The organism is Dietzia sp. Alg238-R159, from assembly GCF_900537145.1.
Taxonomy (GTDB): Bacteria; Actinomycetota; Actinomycetes; order Mycobacteriales; family Mycobacteriaceae; genus Dietzia; species Dietzia kunjamensis.
In genome coordinates this window covers 1-24,487 of record NZ_UNRI01000017.1, presented here as the reverse complement: position 1 = coordinate 24,487, position 24,487 = coordinate 1, and the positions used below count along the sequence as shown (strand labels likewise).

Genomic DNA, 24,487 nt, shown 5'->3' with positions numbered 1-24,487 from the left:
CCATATTTCACACCGATCGGGGCAGCACCTATACCGCTCACGCGTTCACGAAACTATGCCAAGACCTCGRTATTCGCCAATCGATGGGGCGGGTCGGATCGTGCTTTGACAATGCTGCCGCCGAAGCATTTTTCAGCTCGCTGGAATGGGAAGTTTTGTCGCAACACACCTTCGAAAACACCCGCGCCGCCCGGGCCGCTGTGTTGGACTGGTGCTACGGGTTCTACAACCACGACCGACGACACAGCACGATCGGAATGGTGAGCCCGATCAGCTACGAGACCGCCGCGGCGACCGAACCGGAAGCCGCCTAGGAAACCCTCCACGATTCGGGGGGAACCACATCCGATGCGCCGCCGACTTCCTGCACTGGCTCCAAGACCGCGACACCGACCTCGCCCAAGCGACCCAGTACGACGTCGACTCCTGGCTCGATCAAGGCGCCACCACCCGCCGCCGGGTCCGCGACTTCCTGACCTGGACCGCTGGACGCGGGCTCACCACAGACCTCCACGTGCCGTGGCTAGGCACCGAGGGACTTCCCGGGCACGTCCTCGACGAAGACACCCGGTGGCAACTCCTGCGACGGTGCCTCACCGACCCCTCCCTCGACCTGCGCATGCGTGTCGCCGGCGCATTGGTCCTGCTGTTCGGGCAAAACCTCATCCGAATCGCAGCACTACGCGCCGAGGACATCACCACCGCAAGCGACGACACCTACCTGACACTTCGCGACCACCCGGTCCTACTGCCACCAGTCCTGGCCACCCTCGTCACCAACCTCGCAGCACAACCGGCACCCATCGACGATCCCCGCCCACCAGACACCCCGACCTGGCTCTTCCCCGGCCGCAACGCAGCCCATCTCGACCCCAGCCGCCTGGCCCGGCTTCTCAACCATGACCTGGATCTCGACGCCCGCGCCGCCCGCGGCGGCGCGCTGCTGGCCCTGGCCGCGGACCTACCCGCCTCTGTCCTGGCCGACCTGCTCGGCCTGTCTATCGCCGCCGCCCTGCGCTGGAGCGCCCTGGCAGCCCGCGACCAGGGCGTCTACCTCGCCGCACGGCTCGAGGATGACAACGCCGATGTCGGAGGCGACACCTATCCTCACCCCACCCGGTAACAGCTCCCCGACCCCTCGAGGCCACCATGACCGCCGCCCTGTTCCCTCTACCCGAAGGAACCGACACCCAACAGCTCTCCCTGCTCGGCGACCCGCGCCCGGTGCGCACCCCAGCAAAGCTGTGGCGGGTCTGGCTCAGCGACCCCACCACCCGGCAGAGGTTCGAGAACAAGCGCTACCGCCGCGGCACTGACCAGTGCTGGCCCTGGATCGGCGCCATCTCCTCCACCGGACACGGATCCTTCCGCGCAGCCAGCCAGCCTGCCCGGGTTATCCCGCCGCGGCACCGTCCCCGCGCACCTGTACGCCTACCAACTCGAACACGGCATCATCGACCGACTCGGCTGGAGCGCCCTGACCGACCCCATCCTGTGCCACCGCTGCGACTACGCCGGCTGCACCAACCCCCACCACCTACGCCTAGGCACAGCCGGCGACAACCGCACCGAATACCTCGCCCGCCGACACGGCCCAAACAGCCCCCTGGCCGACACCCGCGGAACCGCCGGCCTCTCCCGCGCCATCGCCGACACCATCCGCACTGGTCTAGCTGCAAACGAACCGCCGAAAGCGATCGAGACCCGTATCTTCGCTGCGTACACTGCTGGTCGCCCGTGGGTGCTGTGGTGACACGTGGCAGCCAGGAGAACCGTCTATCGCTGATTCGAGGGGCTACAAATGTGGATAGAAGGCGCCGCACCGGTCGACGATCCCACCGAACTGGAGTGGCTTCTGCCGCGGTTCACCGGCACTCACCGCCAGCTGACGATGCACGTTCCCGACGGCTACCCGGCGCATTGCCGCATCCTGCACCGCCCCGACCCACAAGGCGGCCCAGACCGCCCACCGCTTCGCTGGGCCGATATTGCCGCTCACACCGGTGCGATCATCCACCCGGGAGTGCAATGGCATCGACTCATCGGCAGCGCCACCACCGATAACGATGCAGAAACCCGTTCCGGGGACCTGTACGCGGAGTGGAACGGGTACGCACCGTCGATCGGGCAGTTAGATACCACGCAATTCCACATCGTCGCCGACATTCTCACCCAGCACACCGACACCGCCGACGATGTCTTCTTCGGCTTCTGGGAAGGCAACGGACGCATCAACGTCAACGACGGCACATTCTTTCCGAAGGTTGACCCGCCGCGATTTCGGCTCGGTGGACGCGAGCAAATCGTCGTACGAGGTGATCTATCCGCAGTGTCACGCGTGAGGCCGGTCCCGTGGCCAAATCCGAACGCTATGTGGCCCGCCGATCAGTCCTGGTATCTAGCCACCGAGGTGGACTTCGACTCAACCATCATCGCCGGCGACCAAAACCTCATCCACGACCTCCTCGCCCACACCGAGCTCGAGGCCCTCCAAGCGCCTCTCGACCTGGATTTAACCTGCTACGGCGACACGATTAACTAAGCAGCTACCGCGCCAATTGCACACATCCCGAATACCTACGGTCTGCCAGCCATCACCTGGCGACAAGGCGGCGTCAGCAGAACCGAGTACGCACACCGCTTCGCGCTCCTGGTCGCCGGCCAACTGACCGCCGAGGCGATCGGTGAGCACCGCTGCAACGAACCCTTGTGCGTGCGCGTAGACCCGAACCATCTCATCGCCTCAACCCAATCAGCGAACCTGCTCTACGCGGTCGCCTGCGGACGCACCGGCATCATCCGCAACACCACCGAACGCCACGACCGGCACGCCCGCTCCCTCGCCGTCCGCGACGCGGTCGCCGGCGGCTGGAACCCCAAGGCCTACGCCCAAGCTTGCGGCGACACCGCACCGCTAGAAGAGCCGCCACTGTTCTAGAATCGTCTCCAAACACCTACAGCAATGGCCCCACCAAAGAGGTGGGGCCATTGCTGCTTCGGTCGGGTGGGAAGTGTCAGCGGGCTTACGCGATGCGTCTTTGGCGGCGCAGCTGCCAGTAGCGCGGAATCGCCCACCGCAACGGCGTCTTGTCGATCACCACCAGCGCCAGACGCGACCGGTAATGCACATCGTTGCGCACGGCGAACGACCAGTGACCGACGAACCACGCCACCAATCCCAACGCCATCACCGTCGGCGCCCAGGAGCTCGACTGCACCACCCCACAGAAGCCGATCACGGCGCAGATGCCTCCGATGCCGCGCGCCAACGGCGGCACCAGAAGCGAGGCCACCGCGACCACCGCCACGGCCTGTACCGCGGTCTGTAGATCCCACATGACACCTCCCGTGTTGGCGTTCCGGCTGTTACGACCCGAACTCAACCGGCGGAGCTCCGGGCCGCTTGTTCGTTGCCTGTCCTGCTTTGTCAGTGTGCTCGCCCGGTCCGACACGACAAGACCATCACGGTGCGGATCGCTACCTGTCCTCGGGGGACTGTGCGGAAGAACGAAACGCATCCAACAGTTCACGCAAGGTGTCCGAGGTGGCCTCGGCGCGCACCCGGGCGCGGTCGGCCTCCTCGGCCTGGACGCGCGCCTGCTCTGCCTGACGCTGCATCGTCTCGAGTTGCTGGCSGACCTGGGCCAGCTCGGTGCGCAGCTGCTCGGCGTCCCGGACCGCCTCATCTCGGGCCGCGTCGGCGTCTGCTTGTTGCGCGGTGGCGGTCTCCGCCGCGGCGAGGGCGTCGGCCTCGCCGGCGCGCGCGGCATCGAGCGCCACCGCGGTGGCCTCGTCTGCCTGCTCGGCGGCGCGCTTCCACGCCGCCGCCCACACCGAGGCCACCATCGCCGACATCGGCTCAGACAAGTCCGGGGCCTCGGGAACCTCGCCTGCTGCGCCCGTGGCGTGCTCGCGCATCCACGCCGCTACCTCGCCGATCCGCACCCCCGCCTGTTTCTGCACCGCCCGCACGGTGACCTTGTCCCCCCGCGCGACGAGTACGCCGTAGGCGTGAGCGATCTTCTCCGACGTCGACATGGCAGCCCTTCCAGATTCAGCGTCCGGTAACCGGTAATCGGTAACGTGTTTTGTTTCCGACGTTACCCATTCTAGGTGACGCCCGCGCCCATGTCGAGGATCGAGCGCTGACCGCTGCTAAGGCGCCCGGCGTCCGGCGGCGAGCACACCGGCGGCGACATGAGCCGGGTGGACAATTCCACGTACCAACGACTGAACGGAGAAGATTGTGGATGCAACAATGCTCGCGCTCACTCTGAGCGTGTGCGCGTACTGCGCGATCGCGGTGACCGTGATGGTCGCCGTGCCCGCCGGTCGCGGACATTACATTGGCCGTCCGGGGACGTTCGTCGGCATCGCCTCCGGCGTGACAGGCCTGGGACTGTCCGGAGTCGCCGTCCTGGCGTCGTCGGCGATCCTGCCCATGGTCGCCGGAGGCGCCATCGGCGCCGGCCTCATCGGCGGCGGCCTCGGCTTGGCCCTGAGCCAGGCGGTGAAGGCTCTTCCCGCCGGCAGGGATTGAACTTTGAGGGCCMGGCCCCGGCGAGTCGCCATTGACGGGCCTGGCACATCTGCAGCCGGTTGCTATCCAGCGTGCCGGGGTAAACTTGTCAGGATGGRCGGGTGAMCTCCCGGGACCTGGACCTGCCATCCAACTATGGGCGCCTCGTCGAGGATCTCAAGGACAGGGTCCGACGAGCACAGGTCACCGCGCAGCGAAGGGTCAACACCCAGCTGATCGAGCTGTACTGGTCCATCGGACAGGCTGTGCGCGAGGAGAGCGCCCGGCAGGGGTGGSGTAGCGGTGTGATTCGCAGGCTCGCCGAGGATCTTCGGGCCGAGTTTCCCCARATGAAGGGCTTTTCTGCCCGAAACCTGCAGTACATGGCGACCTTCGCCGGCGCCTGGACTGCCGGACCAATCGCGCAACAGCCTGTTGCGTACTTGCCCTGGGGGCACGTGACTGTCCTGCTGGACAAGCTCAGCGCTCAGGACGATCGAGACAAGTACGCAGCCGCGGCCGTCGAGCACGGCTGGTCGCGCAACGTGCTGGCCAACATGATCGCCAGCAGCGCCCTCGAACGCCGCGGGGCGGCTCCGTCGAATTTTGCGCAACAGCTTGTTGCGCAAGATTCCGAGCTTGCCCAGCAGATCGCCAAGGACCCGCTGATCCTTGATTTTCTGGACCTGTCCGGCGAGGTCGCCGARCGKGASCTCGAGGAGTCCCTGACCGACCGGWTCGTCGATACGCTGCGCGAKCTCGKMSMGGGATYMGCYWTMRKGGGAAGACRAGTGCACWKMGAMGTCGGCGGCGAGRACTTCTACGCTGACCKKCTGTTCTTCCACGTCGAGCAATTGCGGTACGTCGTCATCGAACTCAAGACCGGCAAGTTCAAACCCGAACACGCCGGACAGCTGCAGTTCTACGTCGCCCTGGTCGAGGATCGCCTGCGCCGCGCCTCGCATGCCCCAACTGTCGGGATCCTGGTCTGCGGCAGCCGCAATGATCGTGTCGTCCGCTACGCACTGAACCAAGCCGGCGCACCCCTGGCCGTCTCAACCTTCAGCTATGAGGCCCTACCCGCCGCAGAGCAAGAGGCACTACCCAGCGAAGACGACCTCACCGCAGCCCTGGCCCAAATCACCGAGAACGACCAAGACCACTCGTAAACAACGCTGGAACACACCGTAGCCCCAAAACAGGGCCCGACCAGCCATTATGTTAACGCCGATAACTTATACTATGTAAAGTTAAGGTTGTCGGATTTCCAGCAGCGCAGACTCGACCGGTGCCATCGGGGACGTCGTTCGGTGCGCCACTGGCGACTTGAGAGCCCGGTCTGCGATCTGGCTGGGCGGTCGGAGTTGAGTCGCCTAGGCGGCGCAACTTTCCGGGTCACACGTCACCAGGCTGTCGGACTGTGCGGGCAAGGTGCCGGGACACCGCGGCGCCCCATGGGGTGGTGAGCCTGGCTGCGGCGAGAAGTTTCTCGTCGTGCAGGAGCCGGTGCGCCGGGCCTCGGGTGAGGGTTCCGTTCGACAGGACTACTGCTTCGTCCGCCCAGGCCCAGGCCAGGTCGACGTCGTGAGTAGCCATGACGATCGCGGTCCCCGCGCTGCATAGACCTTCGAGCGCTGCGAGGAGCTCGCTGCAAGAGATCGGGTCGAGGCCGGCGGTCGGTTCGTCGAGGAGCAGGACGCGGGGCCGCATTGCCAGCGCACCCGCCAGGGCCACTTTTTTGCGTTGCCCGAAAGACAGATGGTGGGGGACGCGGTCGGCGAGGTCAGTGATTCCCAGCGCTGCCAGCGTCTGGTCGACCCGGTGTGCCACCTCGTCGCGGTCCAATCCGAGGTTCACGGGGCCGAAGGAGACGTCGGCCCGCACGGTCGTGGCGAAGATCTGGTCGTCGGGTTCCTGGAGCACCATCTGCACCGATTGCCGCAGGCGTGTGCGGTCGGCGCGGCGGTCCCGGACCTGTTCCCCGTCCAGCTCCAGGTCCCCGGCCTCGAGGCGGTTCAGGCCCACGAGCAGCCGCATCAAGGTGGTCTTACCACTGCCGTTTCCGCCGAGAAGCGCCACTTTCGCCCCGGCGGAGATCGTCAGATCGGCGCCGTCGAACACGGTGTGGGGGTGGTCGTCGGCGGCGTCGAGACGTCGGTAGCCAAACCGGGCACCGCGCAGCGCCAAGATCGTCACGTCATCACCCCCAGTAGCAACACAGACACGAGAACCAGGCAAATCACGAGCACGCGGGCGGCCGAAACTGGAGTCGCTTCGGTGAGAACTTCGGTGTGGCCGCGTTCGGCGCGCATGGCCATGGCGTCGTCGATCGCCCGTGCCCGCCTGATCGACAGGACGAAGACGGAGGCGAACTGCGTTCCGATAGAGGTGATCGCGGCTTGGGCGGTGCGTTGCCCGAGTCTGAGGTCGTGGGCATGTCGCAGCGTGCGGGTGGAGTCGAGCAGTAGGCCGATGAGTCGGTAGGTGGTGTCCACGATATGCGCCAGCGGGGCGGGCAGTCCGGCCCGCCGGCCGGCGGCCAAGAGGTCGGCGACGGGCGTGGTGCACGCCAGGGTGATGGTGGCGGCCGTCGCGGCGATGGCCCGGCTCACCGTCCGCCAGGCGGTATCGACCCCGGACGGATCCACCACCAGTCGCCAGCCCACTACGTCCAGCACGAGGGGACCGGTGCCCAGGACGAGGAATGCAACGGGGGCGAGCAGCGCCGCGAGGTAGATCCTGGCGGGGACGCGTGCCAGCGCCAGCGCGCACAGGCAACAGACGGCCAGGATCGCGGCGTGGCCCACTGGTGGCGGCACGAGCAGTGCTGCCACCAGCAGACCGCCGAAGAGCAGCAGTTTCTCCGCTACCGGGAGGTCCGTCCAGCGGTTGTGGGACGCCGCGAGTTCGAGCGGGTTCACCTAGTGCCCGGTCGGGCCTGGGGTCGTCGCCTTCGCCTGGTCGCGCTGCTGTCTGCTGCGTGTCCGCAAGACGCCGAGTCCGTATCCCACAATCCCGCCGCCGATCCCGGCTTGCAGGGCGAACACTCCCGATTCGACCTCCCCCGGCAGCTCGGGCAGAAGCGGCTCGAACCACGGCTCATAGCCGGGAGCGATCTCGCTGATGGTTCCTTCCGCCTGCCCGTCCGCGCCCTCGAACTCGCCACCCGCCCCTGCGCCGTAGACCAGGGAAAACACAGCGACTGCGAACGCCGCGGCGACCATTCCCATCAGCACCCACACGCTGAGATGCTTCATCCCGCTCATCGCACCGACTCCGTGCTCTCAACCCGGTCGCCACTGTCCCCGAGACCGGCGAAGCTTCCCGCCCCGCCCAGCCGCGCCCTGCGAAAGAAGCCCACTAGGTTGAGCTCACGGGAGGCGATTCGCAGCAGCACGCTGACGATCACCACCACGATCAGTGCCTCAACAACAGCCAGTGGGATCTGGGTGATCGCGAAGACGGCCAGGAACTCGGCCATCGAGTGCCACAGGCCGTGTTCGGCGCTCGGGAACGCCAGGGCGAGCTGCGCGCTGGTGACGAGATACGTCACCAGGTCCGCCAGGAACGCGGCGACGAAGACCGCGCCGAGCAGCGGCACCGTGACCCGTCGGCACAGGACGAACGCACCGTAGGCGACCCACGGTCCAGCGATTCCCATGGAGAACACGTTTGCGCCGAGCGTGGTGATGCCGCCATGTGCCAGCAGCAACGCCTGGAAGATCAACACCACGGTGGCGACGAAGGCCATAACGGGGGGACGGAAGATGATCGTGCCCAGCCCGGTCCCGGTGGGATGCGAGCTCGAGCCCGTCACCGACGGGAGCTTGATGGCAGACATGACGAACGTGAACGCCCCGGCCACGCCGAGCAGGACGCCCGCCTCCGGTGTCTGACGGACGGTCCTGATGGCCTCGCGCGCGCCGTGGATCACGAACGGCGCCGCGACGGCCGTCCATGCCACGGCATGGGCCGTGGGAAGGAAACCCTCTGCAATATGCACTTCTTCGAACCTCTCTGCCCGTCACCTCGCGGGCACTTGTGGTGGAAGCTACGGCCGGTCTCCTGGCTCGCGGACTCCACCGGCAGACCCCCGTCAGGGACGCACCGGATCGCCGCCGATCCGCCTTCCCACCCACACAACGCGTGCGAGCAGTGACATAAAGGACCAGCAGCATCGTCCGTTCACAGTGGCGAGGGCCGCCCCGGTCTCACACCGGGTTCCCGAACACCGCAGCTGAGCAGATCCTAACCCCCGCCGCCCAGGAGAACTCACCTCCCATAGACGCTCCGTCCGCGTGACCTCGTCCGCGTCCCTCGCTCGGGTAGGCATCTGCAGCAGCGAGCCGACATCAGGGTGTGTTCTATGCTCACCACGTGTCGGCTGATCGGCTGCGGTCTGAGCTCCCCCCAGCGCTGAGCCGAGGGGCACGAGGCCCGAGTCGATCGCCCGCGAAACCGGTCGGATCGCCTTGGGCACGGCGTCCGGACGTCGTCCGCCAGCTGGTGTGGAAGCCCGATGCGCAGGGGACGCCGTGCCGCGCGCGGACGCGTAGATCGCTATCTTAACCCTAAAACCTTATCACAGTTTGGGGGCGTCAGGCACCGCCTCTGACCTGCACGTTGAACGCGCCGATAATTTATCTTATGACAAGCTAATGGTGTCGAGTTTCCGATCGCGCGAACTCTGTACCCCACCGAACCGTTCCCCACATTCGTATCGGTCAACCCCAGCGCGACCTGCGCGTGGGTGGATCTCGGGCCTGCGCTTCGTTGCTTGCGCCACCTTGACCGCAGGGAAATGACGGAATGGTGGAGCAGGTCGCCACCTGCGGACCGTTGTCGAGACTCGTGTTTCATACCACGCGTTCGCACCACGCGGAGCCCCTCCGGACGGTGCAACATGCCGCAGCAACAATGGTGCACCATAGGGTGGTGTAACTCAGGCAATTCCCGTCTCGAGAGCCACCAGCGCGACATTCAAAGCAATGATTACAGCAGCGATCGCCCAGCCCAGGAATGTTGTTTCGCGCGCATTGACCGAGGCGCCCATGAGGGATTTTCGGGAAGTGAGCCACACCAATGGCACCAGCGCAAACGGGATGCCAAACGACAGAATTACCTGGCTCAGAATCAGCGCGTACGTGGGATCAACCCCGGCTGCTAGCACAATAATGGATGGGATAATGGTGATGAGCCTGCGGGTGAGGAGTTTCATCCGGGTACGAAACAGGCCCCCCATGATGTCGCTGCCCGCGTAGGCGCCAACGGCAGTTGATGCGAGCCCTGAAGCCAATAGCGCGATTGCGAACATAAGACTGGCTGTCGTGCCGAGGGTGTTCTCGATCGCAGCGTGAGCCCCTTCAATAGTCTCAGTGCCCGCCACTCCGGGGAGCACTGATGCCGCCACAAGCAGCATCACTAGGTTCACTGACCCGGCGATCGTCAACGCGATAGTCACATCTACCCGAGTTGCCCTGATTAACCGGGAAAGCGGGTAGGTCCTCTCTGTACCGAACCTGTCACGGGCGAGTGAGGAGTGCGCGTAGATTGCGTGCGGCATGACCGTTGCCCCGAGAATACTTGCTGCCAGCAACACCGATTGGGCGCCGTCGAAGCGGGGGATCATGCCACCTAGTACTGCACCAGGCTCGGGCGGAGCAATGAACAGGCCGTAACAGAACCCGATGACGATCACGAGCATGAGGCCGATGATCGCGAACTCAAACGTTCTCGCTCCACGTTGAGCTTGCAGCAAGAGAAGCCCTGTGGAGATGACTCCCGTGATAACAGCACCGGCGACAAGGGGGACATCGAACAAGATCCACAGCGCGACGGCGCCCCCGATGACTTCAGCGACATCGGTAGCGATCGCGACGCATTGGGCCTGCAACCCATACAGGACACGCCATGCCCGGTTGGCGATGCGCTGACCGAGAAGCTCAGCCATGCTCGACCCAGTAACCAACCCGAGCTTGGCCGAAAGGTACTGGACCAGCCACGCCGCTGCGTTCGCCGCAACAAGCACCCATACCAACAAGTACCCGAACTGAGCCCCGGCAGACATGTTGACGGCAACATTTCCAGGGTCAAGGTAGGCCACACCCGCGACTAGGGCCGGGCCCAACAGCCATGCTCGGCCCGATCCCCGAGCTCTCAGCTGCAGTTTTGTCTGTGTCCCCACTGTACGAGCCCCCTTATTCCACTCCCTCATACATTCTTCGGACGGACGTCTACCCGAGCCCGTTGTCGCCTAGCTGTACTGACCACGGACGTTGTGTCTCCGGTCGGCATGGCGGGATGACATGAGGAAGACCTCCGTGTGAGGTGTGAAAGCGACCAAGCGAACACATCCACAACGGAGGTCTTCATGTCCCACGCTAACGCCCCGCTGACTCCGACGGGAAGACTGCGTCTGGCTCGGTGTGTCGTCGAGGACGGCTGGACTCGTCTCCGCGCCGCCGAGCGGTTCAACGTCTCGGTGGGCACCGTGCGCAAGTGGGTGAACCGGTATCGCGAGTACGGCAAGGCCGGCATGGTCGACCGCTCCAGCCGCCCGCACCACAGCCCGACCCAGACGCCGCGTCGGCGGGAACGCCGCGTGCTCGGTCTGCGCGTATCCCGCCGGTGGGGCCCGGCCCGGATCGCCTATCACCTGGGCATGCAACCGTCCACGGTGCACAAGATCCTGTCCCGCTACGGCTGCGTCAGGTTGGCGTTCACCGACCCGGCCACCGGCGCCCCGGTCAGGGCACACACACGGCGCCCGCATCGCTACGAGCACGAGGCGCCGGGCGATCTGGTGCATGTGGACATCAAGAAGCTCGGCCGCATCCCCGACGGCGGCGGACACAAGATCTTGGGCCGCGCCAAGGGCAAGCGTGACCGCAAACGCGGGATGGGCTACTGGTACATCCACAATGCCGTCGACGACCACTCGCGTCTGGCCTACAGCGAGCTCCTAGAAGACGAGCGCAAAGAGACCGCCGCCGGATTCTGGCACCGGGCCCACGCCTTCTTCACCGACGCCGGGATCACCGTGCGCCGGGTCCTGACCGACAACGGCTCCTGCTACCGCTCCCACACCTTCGCCGACGCCCTCGGCCCGGAGATCAAGCACAAGCGAACCCGCCCGTACCGCCCGCAGACCAACGGCAAGGTCGAGCGCTACAACCGCACCATGCTCGAAGAATGGGCCTACGCCGCTGCCTACGTCAGCGAATCCGACCGCGCGGCTCGCCTACCGGCGTTCCTGCACCACTACAATTTCCACCGCGGCCACACCGCGCTACGAGGCGCCTCACCCGCAGACCGCGTACACAACCTGCGTGGGCAGTACACCTAGCCACCAAGACGTATGGCCAGATCGACCGTAGCGCACGGACCAGCAACGGTTTGACCTGCGATGTTTCAAGTCTCCGGAGATCGCGCAAGACAAGACGATATGAAACTGTTACCGTTTCGAGAGTAATCGGAGACCGCCCGCGGCCAGCCGGAAGCATCACCACGTCAAAGGAATCAGCATGTCGAACTCTTCGCGGGCTGTACCGTTCGCCGATCTCATGGTCTCGCTCGGTGTCGAGACCACTGCGTCCCCTGCCGGCCGGCATCGGGCCCGCCACTCTGCGGGAATCGGCCGCATGGCTGCCACCACCCTGGCCGGTGCGGCGATTGCTAGCGGTGCAGCACTGAGCGCCACGCCTACCGCCTCCGCGCAATCGTCTGATCTCGACCAGGTCGGACAGATGGTCCAGGAGGTCGGCGCTCAGCACGGCATCGGGGCCGAGCAGGTCCGCGCGTACGCCAGCCAGATTCCCGGGCTAGATCAGCTCGGGCTCGGTTCTTTGCAGCTGCCTGGCAGCGTCGACGCACACAAGCCGACCGACGGTGTTGTCACTTCGAGCTTTGGCCCCCGGTGGGGCTCCAACCACAGTGGCACCGACTTCGGCGCTCCAATCGGTACTCCCTTGTACGCGGCCAAGTCTGGCACTGTCGTGGCTTCCGGGCCCGCCGCCGGCTATGGGCTGTGGATCCGCATCCAGACTGACGACGGCTACCTCCTGGAGTACGGCCACAACAACGCCAACTACGTGTCCGTGGGCGAGCGGGTCACTGCCGGCCAGGTGATCGGCGAAGTCGGCAACCGGGGTGACTCGACCGGCCCGCATCTGCACCTGGGCGTGCAGAACCCCGCCGGCCAGTGGATCGACTCGGTGTCGTGGCTTGCGACGAACGGTGTCATCATCTGACGGATGCGCCCACCGCGGCGGTCTCGGCGAACCGGAGGTCCCAGATATTGACCGCTTTGGTCCCGGGTCTACCGTGAACGGCGTGCAGAGGTTCTTTCGTGCGATCACGTCGGGATGGCTGATCGCCGTTATCGCCGTCGCGCTTTTTGTGTACGCGTGTTTCACGCTGCTTGCACCGTGGCAGTTGGGCAAGAATGAGGATCTACAGGCACGCAACTCACAACTCCGTGAGAGCATCGAGGCCGATCCGGTGCCGCTGGCGGAGCTGACGACTGGCAACACTCCGCTGGAGCAGTCCGAGTGGCACCTCGTGACGACGACTGGCCGCTACCTTCCGGAGGCAGAAGTTCTACTACGCCAACGAGCGGTCGACGGTAAAGCCGTGTACCAGGTCTTCGCCGCCTTTCGAACCGAGAAGGGCACTGACCTTCTCATCAATCGCGGGTGGGTTCCAGTCGGCGAGAACAATTCGGTGCCGGACTACCCTGCGGTACCGGCTGATCCCGTGACCATCACCGCCAGGCTCCGAATGGCTACCGATGCGCCAGCAGAGCCCATCGTTTTGCATGGTCGACACATGGTGCGCAATGTCGAAACCTCCGCAATAGGTCCGCTTGTGGGCCTCGACCTCGTGCCGCATCACCTCCAACTCCCCGGAAACCAACCCGGGTCGCTCGAGCCGGTGCCGACGCCGTCCATCGAGGCGGGCAGCTACCTGTCCTATGGGTTGCAGTGGCTCGCGTTCGGGGTCCTAGCACCAGTTGGCTTCGGGTACTTCCTGTGGAGCGACATCCGAGAGCGCCGCCGCAACCGTGCCGATGGCATCGACCTCGAAAACGACGCCGGCGAGGGCCCCCAGGGGCGGACCGACGACGGTGACAATACTGCTACCGACGCATCAGGCCGTCCCGTTGCTACTACCGCCAGCGGACCCATCTCGCATGAGCGCCTCATCGAGAAGACTGTTCGCGATCGCTACGGCACCAGGTTCGACGCGGAACGACGGCGCCATCTGCGACAAGGTAACCGTCTCGATTATTGAGTGCTGCTGCCTCAATGTGCTGACCGAACCTTTCCTTTCCGTCGCCGTGTCCCGCCAGGCGGCTACCCATCGACCTCTCGATTGACCTCGAACGACTCCGGGGCCTTCGAGGTGCAACCCGAAGCCTGGTTGGCGACGGCCTCGGCGGGCCCCGCTAATTTCCCTGGCTCCGCCGACAGCAGGACCCCTTGGTCGCGATCCCCCTTCGTCCATTCCGGTTCTCGGGGTTGAGCTTTCTATGATGAGCCCATGAGTTCTCCTCTGGCGAGCGTGCGCCGACCTGTCTGGCCGGTCATTCTGGTCCTGCTCGTCATCGGTGCCGCTCTAGCGGTCATGCTGTCCGGATTATCAACAGCCCAGGCCCTGGTCCTTTTGGGTATTCCCGACCCTGGGATCCTCACCACTGCCGGGCTACCTGCCACACGGGTAGTCGCCGAATTGCTCTGCGCAGTCGCGGTGGGCACCGCGATGTTCGCGGTGTTCTTCACACCTGCGGCACCCGATGGGACCCTCGACGTGGCCGGGTATCGCGCACAGCGACTCTCATCGTGGGCGAATCTGGCATGGGCGGCCTCGGCCGCGCTGCTCATCTTGCTCACCCTCTCGGACACTTCGGGCAAACCATTATCCGCCTCGCTTCCGCCCGAGCAGTGGATTCTCGCCGTCGAACAGATCGAGGTCGCCTCATCGTGGCGGTGGGCTGCGTTGCTGGCTTTGATTGCAGGCATCGGCCAGCGCTTCAGCCTCTCGTGGCGTTGGTCGGCGGTGTGGCTCGCCGTCACCGTATTGTCACTGCTGCCGGTCGCGGCGACGGGACATGCGGCAGGCGCGGTGGCGCACGACATCGCCACCAATTCGCTGATCCTTCACCTCTTTGCCGCCGCGGCATGGGTCGGCGGCCTCATCGCCGTGCTTGTGCACGCCTGGCGGGGAGGCAAGAAGGTCGCGCTCGCACTGCGTCGATTCTCTGCGGTCGCGACCGTGGCGATCGTGGTGATGGCACTCAGCGGCGTCATCAATCTCTTCACCCGTTTGCGCCTGTCCGACCTGCTCACCTCCACATACGGATTGCTTGTCGTAGCTAAACTGTTCGCCCTGGCCCTACTGGGCTTGTGTGGTTTGCTGGTACGCGCCCGCATCCTCGCCGATCTGGACAGTCGGGACCCCGACGCACCGCTCCGACGGCGCATCCTCATTCGTATCACCGGCATTGAGGCTGGATTGATGGCCGCGACTATGGCCATCGCTGTATCTCTGGGCCGCACCCCGCCGCCGGCACCTCGCTACCTCCCGAGCGTTCACGAATCGCTGATCGGCTTCCAACTCTCCGGGCCGATCACCATGGCCACGATCGTCGGGCAATGGCGGTTCGATCTACTCTCGGGAACACTGGCGGTCGTCGCGCTCGGTCTTTACCTCTGGGGCTTACGAACGCTGCGAAGGCGAGGAATCGGATGGCCGACCGGTCGCACCATCTCGTGGGTGGCCGGCTGTGTGTTCCTCTTTCTGACCACCAGCTCGGGCTTCGGCATGTATGCGAGAGCCGAGTTCTCCGCCCACATGACCGCACATATTCTGCTGTCCATCGTCGTGCCGATATTCCTCGCAATGGGGGGGCCGATGACCCTCGCCCTCCGTGCTCTACCTGCCGCTGCACCCGCAGATCCGCCCGGTCCGCGCGAATGGTTGCTCGAATTCATCAACAACCCGATCTCCCGGCTTCTCACCCACCCGGCCGTCGTCGGGGCGCAGTTCGTAGCTGGTTTCTACCTCTTCTACCTCGGAGGCATGTACGAGGAGCTAATCTCCGAGCACCTGGGCCATATGTTCATGAACGGATTCTTCCTGGTCAGCGGTTACCTGTTCTTCTGGGTGATCATCGGCGTGGATGAAACACCCACACCTGTGAGCCCTCGCACCAGATTCCTGATACTCCTGAGTTCGATGTCGTTTCATATCCTTTTCGGGCTTATGCTGATCAACTCGCAAACGATCCTCGCCGAGGCTTGGTACAGCGATCTCAACCTGCCGTGGATCCCTGATCTTCTTCGCGATCAGCAAGTCGGAGGTGGCATCTCCGTGGCCGCGGGCGAGGCGATGCTGTTGGTTGTCCTCCTCGCCCTCGGTCGCAGATGGCATTCCAGTAGAGGACAGACGCGGGAACGTGCCCACCGCGCCACGGCGGACAAGCGTGCCGAACCGCGCTCCGAGAAGGTGCTACAGCAGGGCCCGAGCTCGAACTGAAGCCGAGCTCCTTGAGGCTGCCCCGCATGCCCGCGGGCAGCAGCCAAACGACCCTCGCACGGGGGAGCCATCTTGCCCCGAGGTTTGCAGTGGCCGAATCGACTCGACTACCTTCGCACGGGTAAGATCACGAAAGCATCACGGCGCAGCGACAGAGGGGACACGGCGGCAGTGAAGAGAAGGCGCGCTCGCCGCAACGGAGACTCGCTCACAGTCGACCATTGGGGGCTCGACGGTACGGTTCGGCATCGCGGGGAACATCGCCGCCCCTCCCAGGCAACCGCCGTCCGCGATCGGGTCATCGTGGTCGCGGTTGCTGCAGGGGCGGTCACCTCGTCGGGCAGCGCTCTGGCCACCCCGCATGAAGACGCCTCCGGTGAACACATCGACCTGATCGCTCACCAATCGACGATCAGTCCGAGCGCGCCCGAGGTGCCTCCCACTGCGTCTGACCAGGCAGAGGCGCCCGTGCCACTTCCTGGCAGTCCTGAGCCCATCACCCCACGGGAGGACGCCGCGGACGAAGGTGCCGCCTCCATGGTCACTTCGCTGATGACCGGCACGGCCATCGATACGTACCGACAGGTCACTGAGGAGACCGCGCGTCGTCCGAAGGCAGCGATGCCGACGAGCGGTTCGCTGACCTCCGGATTCGGCCAGCGCTGGGGGGCACTCCACGGCGGTGCCGATATCGCCAACGCCATCGGCACTCCCATCTTGGCGGCCAGCGAGGGCATGGTCATCGATGCCGGGCCAGCGCAAGGATTCGGCAACTGGGTGCGCATCATGTCGGATGAGGGCACGATGACCGTTTATGGACACATGGAGGAAGTCCTAGTGTCCACGGGCCAGCGCGTACAAGCAGGGCAAACAATCGCCCTAATGGGAAATCGCGGTTTTTCCACCGGGCCTCACCTGCACTTCGAGGTCTGGACAAATGAGGGACGAGATCGAGCGGATCCCCTGGAGTGGCTCCGACAGAAGGGCGTCGACCCGTACTCCAACAATTCGCTTGCCGTTCAGAGCTAGCTCTGAACTGTTCTGAGGAGCTGGCGCCCTCGTGTGCGGTGCGCCGCCTCGGGCTGTCAACCGACTGTCGATGCCATTGGCCAGTACCTCGGACGGTTATCCCTCCACCACTCCTTGGCCGATATAGCCACCCTCCTGGCATCCGGGCGGAATGGCGAAGACAGCTGATCCGATCGGCACAGTCCAGGTGTTAAGCATGTCCTGCTCGGCGAGTCGTTGCTGGATCGGGAGATACTGCCGTACCGGATCGGCTTGGTAGGCGGCGAACAGCAGTCCGGAGTTGCTGATCTCACCTGGCTGCGGGGTGTCGTCGTAGTTGTACGGTCGACGTAGGATTGTCTCGCTTCGGTTGCGCGAATGCGCACGGGCGATATGCGATTCGGCGGGAATGACGGGCAAACCGACCTCGTTCATCGCCGTGAAGTCTGCGGGGTCGTGCTCGTCTGTGCCAGTGAGCGGAGCACCCGTGTCCAGTTTTCGTCCCACCGAAAGCTCGCGGCTGTTTCGGTCGATCTCCTCCCACGAGTTCATCGTCATCCGGATGCGGCGCAGCACCAGCGACGTCCCCCCACGCATCCATTGCTGTTCCGCGCCGTCTGAAAACAGCAGCGCCTCGAAGTCGGATTCGGCGGGGGCGGGGTTGACGGTGCCGTCAAGCTGGCCAAACAGATTCCGCTGCGTCCGGCCGGACGGATCGGTGCCAACTGCCCGCCGGAATCCGCGCTGGACCCACCGCTGGGTGGCGACACCACGGACACCGGAGGCCAGGACGCGGGCGGCGTGAGCCACCGTGAGTGGGTCATCCGCGCAGACCTGAAGCAACAGGTCTCCGCCGGACCATCTGTCCTCGAGACGGTCAATCTGCGGGAAAGCGGGGAGCGGTCGAAGCCACTGCGGACTGCGGCCGCCCAGTCCGACTTTGCCGAGCAGGTTGGGACCGAAACCGATGGTGACTGTCAGTCGGGCAGGATGCTCTGCCAACTCGGGCTGGAGATCGGCAAGTCCGCTTCGACCCCGCGCCAACCGGGCGGCGTCGTGAGTCCAGGTGCGCAGCACTCCAGTGAGGTTCTCTCGGTGCGCCTTCTTGCTGAGGTCAAAGGCCAGGAAGACCGCGTGCGCCTGCGGCGCGGTGGTCACTCCGGCCTGTCGGTCGCCATAGAATGGCTCCGTCGCGTCTCCGACCGCGCGAGAATCGGTGAGAACAGCCCTGTCTGCGGAGCTGGAAGTGGCGGTCCTATCGGCGACACCGAATCCTACGACGCCGCCGGCCAGAGCGGCGCCACCGGTCAGAAAGCCCCGGCGGCCGAGTTGTGGACCACGGTCAGACCTCGCCACCGTCGTTCACTCCCCGCCCTGATATTTTTCGTTGCCCCCCTCGAAGGATCTCCCTGAGACGACCATCTCAGTGCTGTTGCCATCGTCGAGTTCGAGAGTGATCGTCACCTGTTGGCCTGTGGTGATCGGGCCACGCAGCCCGATGAGCATGACGTGATTGCCCCCCGGCGCCAAAATGAGTTCGCCGCCCGGAGGGATCGCAAACCCTTCCTCTCGCTTCTGCATCGTCGCCGCGCCGGTCGGGCCGGGCACAGTCTCGTGCAGCTCGGCCTGCTCGGAAACGTCGGAAGAAGCACCGATCAGCCGAAGGTCGGAGTCGGACTGATTTCGCAGGGTTCCGAACACCGGCGTCATCACCTCGGCCTGGCCATTCATCTCGCCACCGGAATGCTCAGTTTCGGCGCCATTCGGGTCAGCTGCTTTGACCCAGACATCTTCTGCCGCCAGCGGGGCAACCTCAGCCGGCGCCGATGACGTAGCCGTAGCGTCGCCCTGGGAGTCTGCAGTGCAGCCGGACAGCAGCAGAGTACCGGCGGCGATCGCCGCAGCGAATACCGATTTGCGCATTGTGTTCACTCGAACTCTCCCCCTCCGCAGCACGGAAGGTTGGGGCCACCTTCGGCGTTTGGCAGGCACCTCGCACTCACATGAAGGACCATGGTGAAGCGATTCGAACCGCGGAACGTTAGTGCCAGTGTATTATGCTCCGCGCTGTCACCTGTAACTGGGCGCGGTCGGGTGTGCGGGCGCGGCCCCGCGAGCGATGATGAGCGGCGTGTTCGCGGTGCTTGGATCACTCAAGTGGCCCAAGGAGTTGGTGCTGACGGTTACATCAAGCTGATCCAGTAGTCCCAGAAACGGGCCGCGATCAGTGTGATGACGAGGAGAACCCAGGCGGTGAGAAGTACGCCGTGGTAACCCGTGGCGATCTCAATGCTCTGTCGCGCCCATCGCGGCGTGGACCCCTGGAAGTGCTGGAGGTTGTACACGGTGGTGTACCAGAATATCGGGATTGTCACCGCCCACACGACCATGCAGTACGGACACAAAGCGCCGATTACGTAGAGACTTTGATAGATCAGCCAGTGGACGAACACCACCGCGAAGGTGACACCGACTTGGGCGCCAACCCAAAACCAGCGGCGAAATCCACTGCCGGCCAGGACTGCCCCACCGACGACAGCGACCGCGGCGAACCCTGCGATTCCGATAATCGGGTTCGGGATGCCGAAGGCCTCAGCCTGGGGTGTGGTCATGACTGAGCCACACGAGAGAATCGGGCTGACGTCGCAGGTGGGTATGTAGTCAGGGTTGACCAGTAGTTCGAGTTTCTCTACCAGCAGCACGATGGCTGCGGCGAGCCCGATGAGCCCTGCACCGATCAGCAGTGCACCGAGCCGACGGGCGCCCACCTGGACGTGTGCGAAGTCAGCCTCGGACCCTGCCGCGGTTTCAGTCATTCAGGGCTGCCTCGATGCTGGCTTCCAGATCGGCAACGCTTGTCGGCTCGAGGCGTTGGCCGTCCAGAAACAGCGTCGGCGTGCCGGTAACTCCGAAGGCTTGAGCGTCTTGTCTGCTCTGTTCGATGCTGGCCAACGTGGCCGGATCGTTGACATCGGCACGGAAACGGTCGACATCTAGTCCCAGTTCATCGGCGTAACCGACGAAAGTTTCCGCCTGGGAAGTGGATTGGTGGCCCCACTGGTCAACGGAGTCGAACAGTCGCTGATACATGGCCTCGAACTCACCCTGTTCGGCCGCAGCTTCCGCCGCCAGTGCTGCATTGACCGAGTTATCGTGCAACGGCATGTGACGCACCACGAATTCAACCCGATCCCCGTACTTGTCCCGCAAGTCCTCGATCACCGGGTACAGAGCCAAACACCCTTCACATTCGAAATCGAGGTACTCGACGAATACTGCTTCCTCACCCTCGGACAATCGGGGGCTGTCCTCACGCACCAATTGCGCGGTCGGCTCGTCCCCGACCGCCTCAGGGGATGACTCGTCTTGACTGTTCCAGACCAGCATGCCGGCCAGGATGAGCCCGACAACACCGATCAGGGCCAAGGACAATGCCAGGTTCTTACTCAAGTGACTTCCCTACTTTCAGAGGCTGTGCAACCAGACGACCGGACACCGTCTCGCACGGAATTCTGAGCATTCCCGGAGGCGTGCCGACGGCTCGCGACCGACTTCTGGTAACGCAGAGGCACGGTCAGGTACGGACAGCAATGGTGGGCGGCAATGACGGAGCCAGTGTGCCAGCGACGGTTCGGGGAGCGGTAGCTCCGATACGAGCAGCCCACAGACCATTGATGATGATGGCTGCCAGCGACCGGACGACAATCTGCGTGCGCACACTCCTAACTCAGATCGGCAGCGTGGTGTCGGAGATGGCGAAGTCGCGAAGCCAGTACACGAACTGAGTCCAAAGACCACTAAGCAGCAGCAAACCGACGATGATGAGCATGACGCCGCCGGCGATCTGAATTTTCCGGGTGTGTCGTTGCAGCCATCCGACGGTGCGGATGGCCCTCGTCGACCCAAACGCCACTACCACGAAAGGCAGTCCAAGCCCCAAGCAGTACGCCACAATAAGGAGCACTCCGCGAGCCGCGTCGATTCCAGTCCCAGCGGCCACTGACAAGGCCGCCGCCAGCGTCGGACCAAGACAGGGGGTCCACCCCAGAGCGAAGACGGCCCCGAGCAACGGTGCGCCCGCCCAGGTCGACAGAGCTTTGGGCTGCATGCGGGTGTCCCTCTGAAGTACGGGAACGACCCCGATGAACACCAGCCCCATGAGGATTGTGACTACTCCGCCGAGCCGCTGCAGTAGCTCCTGCTGGGGGGCGAGATACTGCACGGCCCCCAACACCATCGCCGACAGCAGGACGAACACCACCGTGAACCCTGCCACGAACAGCAGAGCCGCCAGAACCACGCGTTTGCGCGATGACGATCGGTAGCGCTTCTCCTCAAGCGTGAGCGTGCCCGATGCGGCGCGACGTTGTTCTGCCGCCTGCACTGTGACTGCCGGGCGCTCCGCACCGACAATGCTTGCGAGATAGGCCAGGTAGCCGGGCACGAGCGGAACCACGCACGGCGAGGCGAACGACACGAGCCCCGCGAGCATGCACGCACCTAGCGCGAGCAGAAGTGGGCCGGAAGCCGCTGTCTGCTGAAAGGCCTCACCAATGGACTGCGCGAGCAACACCGTGCTCATCAAGCGTCGCTCCCGACCGGCTCCGCGAGCAGCCTCTCGATGAGCGGCTCCAACTGATAATCAGTGATCTCCGCTAGAAACACCGCAGCCACCCGATGTTGCTTATCGAGGATCAGTGTCGCCGGCACCACCGACGTGGGAAAACCGTCCAGTGCCGCGACCGCAGCCTGGGACGGGTCCCAGATCGAGGGATAGGTGACCCCGTTGTCCTTGACGAAGTCAACGGGTTTGTCGCGATTCGGGTCACGCAAATTGACGCCGACATTGGTGAACCCTCGGGATTCGTACTTGTCCTGCAAGCGTTGTAGATCGTCGATCTCCGCTCGGCACGGCCCACACCATTGGCCCCACAGGTTGATCAGCACCACATCGCCGGGATAATCACCGACGGCCACGGTCATCTCGGGGTCGAGCAGGTTCGGCCCAGACATCGGCGCGATCTTCCTACGCTCCTCCGGAGGGTCGTAGAAAATCTCCAACTGGCCATTCGGGCTGACGAAGTCGAACGTCTCGCCGGTAGCGACAGCGTCAGCTCCGGTCGCGCAGCTTGTCAGCGTCAGCATGCCGACTATGGCTGCGGCTACTGTTCCGATGGACTTGCAGGAAGTGCGGTTTCGGCGACCGCGCACTGCTCTAGGCCTTATGGACAGTCTCGCCATGCCAACATCTTCCCTTCGAGGACCCCCACCGTGGCTGACCATACTGACCGGCTCGGTGATCACCGAACTCGGGCAAGCGCCGACCAGGTCTTCATCCACCAAGGCGAAGCCGGCCGGGCGGGCTCCACTGAGTTAGATCATGCATTTTCAAGACGTCGGCGCATATACCCGTGTTCGGTTCCCTATCTCCCGTACTTCAGGGGTGCCGCGCGACCGGGGGTTCGTGATCTCGGTGGTGCTGGGTCTCAAGCTGGAAGGTGGTGTGCTCGATGTGGAAATGCTCGGCCACACAGTGCCGCACGGTATCGAGGATCTCCGGGGCATGACCGTCCTCGAAGCACTCATCGTCAAGAACGACATGGGCAGACAGTGTGGGAAGACCGGTGGCGACAGTCGAGGCGTGGAGGTCGTGGACCTCCCGCACGTGGTCGATCGCAAGGATGTGCGCTCGGACCCGGTCGAGGTCGAGGCCAGCCGGGGTGAACTCCATGAGGACGTGGGTAGTTTCTCGCACCAGAAGGAAAGCCCGGGGAATGATCATGAGCGCTATAGCGACAGCGGCGATGGTGTCGGCACGCTGAAACCCGGTGGTCATGATGAGCACGGCTGAGACGATGACCGCCAGCGTTCCCAGCGCGTCCATGAGGACTTCCAGGAACGCGGCGCGCATGTTGAAGTTCGCGCCGCGGCTGGACGCGAGCACGAGTGCGGCAGCGATATTGAGAGCCAACGCGACGACGCCGAAAATCAGCAACTCTGCACCCGCGACTTCTGGAGGGTTGCTCCAGCGCTGGACTGCTTCGACAAGGGCGTAGACGCTGACGCCGGCCAGGAGCAGTGCCTGGCCGAGGGCCGCCAAGACCTCGATGCGGCGAAAACCCCAGGTTCGCCGCTTGTTTGAGGGACGAACCATCAGTACCGCCGCGACCAGCGCGACGAGCAGCCCGATGGAATCAGTCAATGAGTGGACGACATCAACGAGCAGCGCCAGGCTGCCGGTGATCCAGGCGCCGACACCCTGAGCAACGACGATGGAGAAGACCAGCGCGAAGGCAATGCCGAGCTTTCTACGGAAGTCCGGTGCCGACGCGGCTTCCTCCGAACTCGGTCCGTGACTGTGTCCAGCACTCATAGTGGTTTCAGACCTTTCCTCGACTGGTGGATGGCTGCGACAATTGGGGCACTCGCATGACAGTCTCGGTCCACTGAGCCGCATCGCGATCATGGAGATCGCGGTGCTCGCGCAGCGAAAGCGTGGTCCCTGATGCGCTCAGGAGCGCCGCTGCAGACTCGATCAGGGCTTCCAACCGAGTTGGGTCCGCCAGCGAGAACCAGGAAGCCCTACCTTCGATCCGAACAGTCACAAGCCCGCAGTCCCGAAGACAGGCAAGATGCTTGCTCACCGTGGACTGAGCCAAGTGCATGTGATCAACCACATCCCGCACCCTGTGCTCGCCGCTGCCCAAGTGCTCAAGAATCGCCAACCGCGTCGGCTCTGCCAAAGCATGGAACAGCGCCGCGTACGCCCCGCAATCAACCGGCTGGAAGGGCTCGCCGACCAACTCCTCCGGGACCCCTTTAATCGCCATTGAGCGATAATATCACGCGCAGGCGATTAAGGGGCCGCAATACTTGTACGAGATTGAGCGGGGAGAGCCAATCAGGGGCGCTGCGTCAGCACTGTCAGAGTCCGAATGCTCCGCCGCTGATCAAAATGAAGGCGCCTAGGCCGATTAAGACAATCGGGAACAGGATGTGCTCCCAGCGCTCCAGGACTTCAGCGATCGGCCGGCGGGTGGCGACGAACCTTGCCAGGCCCACCAGTCCTGCCACCAGCACTAGGAACACGACGCAGTAGGCGACTACGGCTCCCGGGCCCACGTTGAGAAAGACGGGGACGTAGACGCCGATGTTGTCTCCACCGTTGGCGAAGGTTACGCCGGCCACGGTCCACACGGCGACGTTCTTGCCCTCGATCTTTGCGTCGTCGTCATCATCRTCCCCGCGCCAGGCCTGCCACGCGGCCCACAGTCCCAAGCCGAGTGGGATCAGCCCGAAGTAAGGGATGGCCTGCGGGGGCAGGAAGGCTCCCGCGCCCAGGGAGACGAGCACTGCGGCGCCGAGGATGCCGATGAAGCCGAGGTACTGGCCGACCAGGATGCGTGCGGTGGTGCCGCGTTGGCC

General features: G+C 64.5%; 27 protein-coding genes and 1 riboswitch. Of the genes, 11 read left to right on the top strand and 16 right to left on the bottom strand.

Features of this window, described 5'->3' with window-relative positions:
• The 4 genes from G6R20_RS17960 to G6R20_RS17945 form a co-directional block, all read left to right on the top strand.
• Positions 1–314 (top strand): integrase core domain-containing protein (locus G6R20_RS17960; protein ID WP_163377231.1); only part of this gene is annotated, 314 nt, incomplete at its 5' end.
• Positions 315–514: 200 nt separating this feature from the next.
• Positions 515–1,123: a hypothetical protein gene (locus G6R20_RS17955; RefSeq protein WP_163377230.1), complete on the top strand. Its 609-nt coding sequence runs from the start codon at positions 515–517 to the stop codon at positions 1,121–1,123.
• Between the two features lie 678 nt (positions 1,124–1,801).
• Positions 1,802–2,542 (top strand): hypothetical protein, encoded by a 741-nt coding sequence (locus G6R20_RS17950; protein WP_163377229.1) that lies wholly within the window; start codon positions 1,802–1,804, stop codon positions 2,540–2,542.
• Between the two features lie 171 nt (positions 2,543–2,713).
• Complete coding sequence (locus G6R20_RS17945; RefSeq protein WP_240341557.1) at positions 2,714–2,938, top strand: hypothetical protein; 225 nt, start codon at positions 2,714–2,716, stop codon at positions 2,936–2,938.
• Positions 2,939–3,023: 85 nt separating this feature from the next.
• Here G6R20_RS17945 and G6R20_RS17940 read toward each other — a convergent pair whose 3' ends face one another.
• Together G6R20_RS17940 and G6R20_RS17935 are read right to left on the bottom strand one after the other, a co-directional pair.
• Positions 3,024–3,338, bottom strand: coding sequence for a hypothetical protein (locus G6R20_RS17940; RefSeq protein ID WP_163377228.1), 315 nt, complete (start codon positions 3,336–3,338; stop codon positions 3,024–3,026).
• A gap of 139 nt (positions 3,339–3,477) precedes the next feature.
• Positions 3,478–4,038: a hypothetical protein gene (locus tag G6R20_RS17935; protein WP_163377227.1), complete on the bottom strand. Its 561-nt coding sequence runs from the start codon at positions 4,036–4,038 to the stop codon at positions 3,478–3,480.
• A 220-nt stretch (positions 4,039–4,258) separates the two neighbouring features.
• Here G6R20_RS17935 and G6R20_RS17930 point away from each other — a divergent pair, with 220 nt between their 5' ends.
• Together G6R20_RS17930 and G6R20_RS17925 are read left to right on the top strand one after the other, a co-directional pair.
• Complete coding sequence (locus tag G6R20_RS17930; protein WP_163377226.1) at positions 4,259–4,540, top strand: hypothetical protein; 282 nt, start codon at positions 4,259–4,261, stop codon at positions 4,538–4,540.
• 101 nt (positions 4,541–4,641) lie between these two features.
• Positions 4,642–5,688, top strand: coding sequence for a PDDEXK nuclease domain-containing protein (locus tag G6R20_RS17925; RefSeq protein ID WP_163377225.1), 1,047 nt, complete (start codon positions 4,642–4,644; stop codon positions 5,686–5,688).
• Positions 5,689–5,914: 226 nt separating this feature from the next.
• On the opposite strand, the gene G6R20_RS17920 is transcribed toward G6R20_RS17925, so the two are convergent.
• From G6R20_RS17920 to G6R20_RS17900, 5 genes are all read right to left on the bottom strand, one after another.
• Positions 5,915–6,715, bottom strand: a complete 801-nt coding sequence (locus tag G6R20_RS17920; RefSeq protein ID WP_163377224.1) for an ABC transporter ATP-binding protein — start codon at positions 6,713–6,715, stop codon at positions 5,915–5,917.
• On the bottom strand, positions 6,712–7,440 hold the full coding sequence (gene cbiQ, locus G6R20_RS17915) for a cobalt ECF transporter T component CbiQ (protein ID WP_163377223.1): 729 nt from the start codon (positions 7,438–7,440) through the stop codon (positions 6,712–6,714). Before cbiQ ends, G6R20_RS17920 begins: the two co-directional genes overlap by 4 nt.
• Positions 7,441–7,785: an energy-coupling factor ABC transporter substrate-binding protein gene (locus tag G6R20_RS17910; protein ID WP_163377222.1), complete on the bottom strand. Its 345-nt coding sequence runs from the start codon at positions 7,783–7,785 to the stop codon at positions 7,441–7,443.
• Positions 7,782–8,522: an energy-coupling factor ABC transporter permease gene (locus G6R20_RS17905; RefSeq protein WP_163377221.1), complete on the bottom strand. Its 741-nt coding sequence runs from the start codon at positions 8,520–8,522 to the stop codon at positions 7,782–7,784. The genes G6R20_RS17910 and G6R20_RS17905 overlap by 4 nt, the downstream gene beginning before the upstream one ends.
• A gap of 34 nt (positions 8,523–8,556) precedes the next feature.
• Positions 8,557–8,770: riboswitch (cobalamin riboswitch) on the bottom strand.
• A gap of 691 nt (positions 8,771–9,461) precedes the next feature.
• Positions 9,462–10,703: an Nramp family divalent metal transporter gene (locus G6R20_RS17900; RefSeq protein ID WP_274542185.1), complete on the bottom strand. Its 1,242-nt coding sequence runs from the start codon at positions 10,701–10,703 to the stop codon at positions 9,462–9,464.
• Positions 10,704–10,889: 186 nt separating this feature from the next.
• Here G6R20_RS17900 and G6R20_RS17895 point away from each other — a divergent pair, with 186 nt between their 5' ends.
• The 5 genes from G6R20_RS17895 to G6R20_RS18570 all read left to right on the top strand — a co-directional run bounded on the left by G6R20_RS17895 (position 10,890) and on the right by G6R20_RS18570 (position 17,083).
• Positions 10,890–11,864, top strand: a complete 975-nt coding sequence (locus G6R20_RS17895) for an IS481 family transposase (protein ID WP_119193022.1) — start codon at positions 10,890–10,892, stop codon at positions 11,862–11,864.
• 178 nt (positions 11,865–12,042) lie between these two features.
• On the top strand, positions 12,043–12,768 hold the full coding sequence (locus G6R20_RS17890) for a M23 family metallopeptidase (protein WP_061917731.1): 726 nt from the start codon (positions 12,043–12,045) through the stop codon (positions 12,766–12,768).
• Between the two features lie 82 nt (positions 12,769–12,850).
• Complete coding sequence (locus tag G6R20_RS17885) at positions 12,851–13,810, top strand: SURF1 family cytochrome oxidase biogenesis protein (protein WP_061917734.1); 960 nt, start codon at positions 12,851–12,853, stop codon at positions 13,808–13,810.
• A gap of 249 nt (positions 13,811–14,059) precedes the next feature.
• Entirely contained in the window at positions 14,060–16,054 is a 1,995-nt protein-coding gene (locus tag G6R20_RS17880; RefSeq protein ID WP_163377220.1) for a cytochrome c oxidase assembly protein, read from the top strand.
• Between the two features lie 537 nt (positions 16,055–16,591).
• Positions 16,592–17,083 (top strand): M23 family metallopeptidase, encoded by a 492-nt coding sequence (locus tag G6R20_RS18570; RefSeq protein WP_232303210.1) that lies wholly within the window; start codon positions 16,592–16,594, stop codon positions 17,081–17,083.
• A gap of 96 nt (positions 17,084–17,179) precedes the next feature.
• Here G6R20_RS18570 and G6R20_RS17870 read toward each other — a convergent pair whose 3' ends face one another.
• From G6R20_RS17870 to G6R20_RS17830, 9 genes are all read right to left on the bottom strand, one after another.
• Positions 17,180–18,418 (bottom strand): Dyp-type peroxidase, encoded by a 1,239-nt coding sequence (locus tag G6R20_RS17870; protein WP_119192319.1) that lies wholly within the window; start codon positions 18,416–18,418, stop codon positions 17,180–17,182.
• A 6-nt stretch (positions 18,419–18,424) separates the two neighbouring features.
• Positions 18,425–18,985, bottom strand: coding sequence for a copper chaperone PCu(A)C (locus G6R20_RS17865; protein ID WP_119192318.1), 561 nt, complete (start codon positions 18,983–18,985; stop codon positions 18,425–18,427).
• 260 nt (positions 18,986–19,245) lie between these two features.
• Positions 19,246–19,878, bottom strand: a complete 633-nt coding sequence (locus G6R20_RS17860) for a vitamin K epoxide reductase family protein (protein ID WP_061917650.1) — start codon at positions 19,876–19,878, stop codon at positions 19,246–19,248.
• Positions 19,871–20,512 carry a thioredoxin domain-containing protein gene (locus tag G6R20_RS17855; RefSeq protein WP_061917647.1) on the bottom strand — a complete coding sequence of 214 codons (642 nt, stop codon included), beginning with the start codon at positions 20,510–20,512 and terminating at the stop codon, positions 19,871–19,873. Before G6R20_RS17855 ends, G6R20_RS17860 begins: the two co-directional genes overlap by 8 nt.
• A gap of 277 nt (positions 20,513–20,789) precedes the next feature.
• Positions 20,790–21,644, bottom strand: coding sequence for a cytochrome c biogenesis CcdA family protein (locus G6R20_RS17850; protein ID WP_061917644.1), 855 nt, complete (start codon positions 21,642–21,644; stop codon positions 20,790–20,792).
• Positions 21,644–22,207, bottom strand: coding sequence for a TlpA disulfide reductase family protein (locus G6R20_RS17845; RefSeq protein ID WP_096907575.1), 564 nt, complete (start codon positions 22,205–22,207; stop codon positions 21,644–21,646). Before G6R20_RS17845 ends, G6R20_RS17850 begins: the two co-directional genes overlap by 1 nt.
• Before the next feature lie 292 nt (positions 22,208–22,499).
• Positions 22,500–23,435, bottom strand: coding sequence for a cation diffusion facilitator family transporter (locus G6R20_RS17840; protein WP_061917639.1), 936 nt, complete (start codon positions 23,433–23,435; stop codon positions 22,500–22,502).
• Between the two features lie 7 nt (positions 23,436–23,442).
• A complete protein-coding gene (locus G6R20_RS17835) occupies positions 23,443–23,892 on the bottom strand; it encodes a metalloregulator ArsR/SmtB family transcription factor (protein WP_096907574.1) in 450 nt (149 codons plus the stop codon).
• Positions 23,893–23,986: 94 nt separating this feature from the next.
• Positions 23,987–24,487 (bottom strand): cadmium resistance transporter (locus tag G6R20_RS17830; RefSeq protein WP_163377219.1); only part of this gene is annotated, 501 nt, incomplete at its 5' end.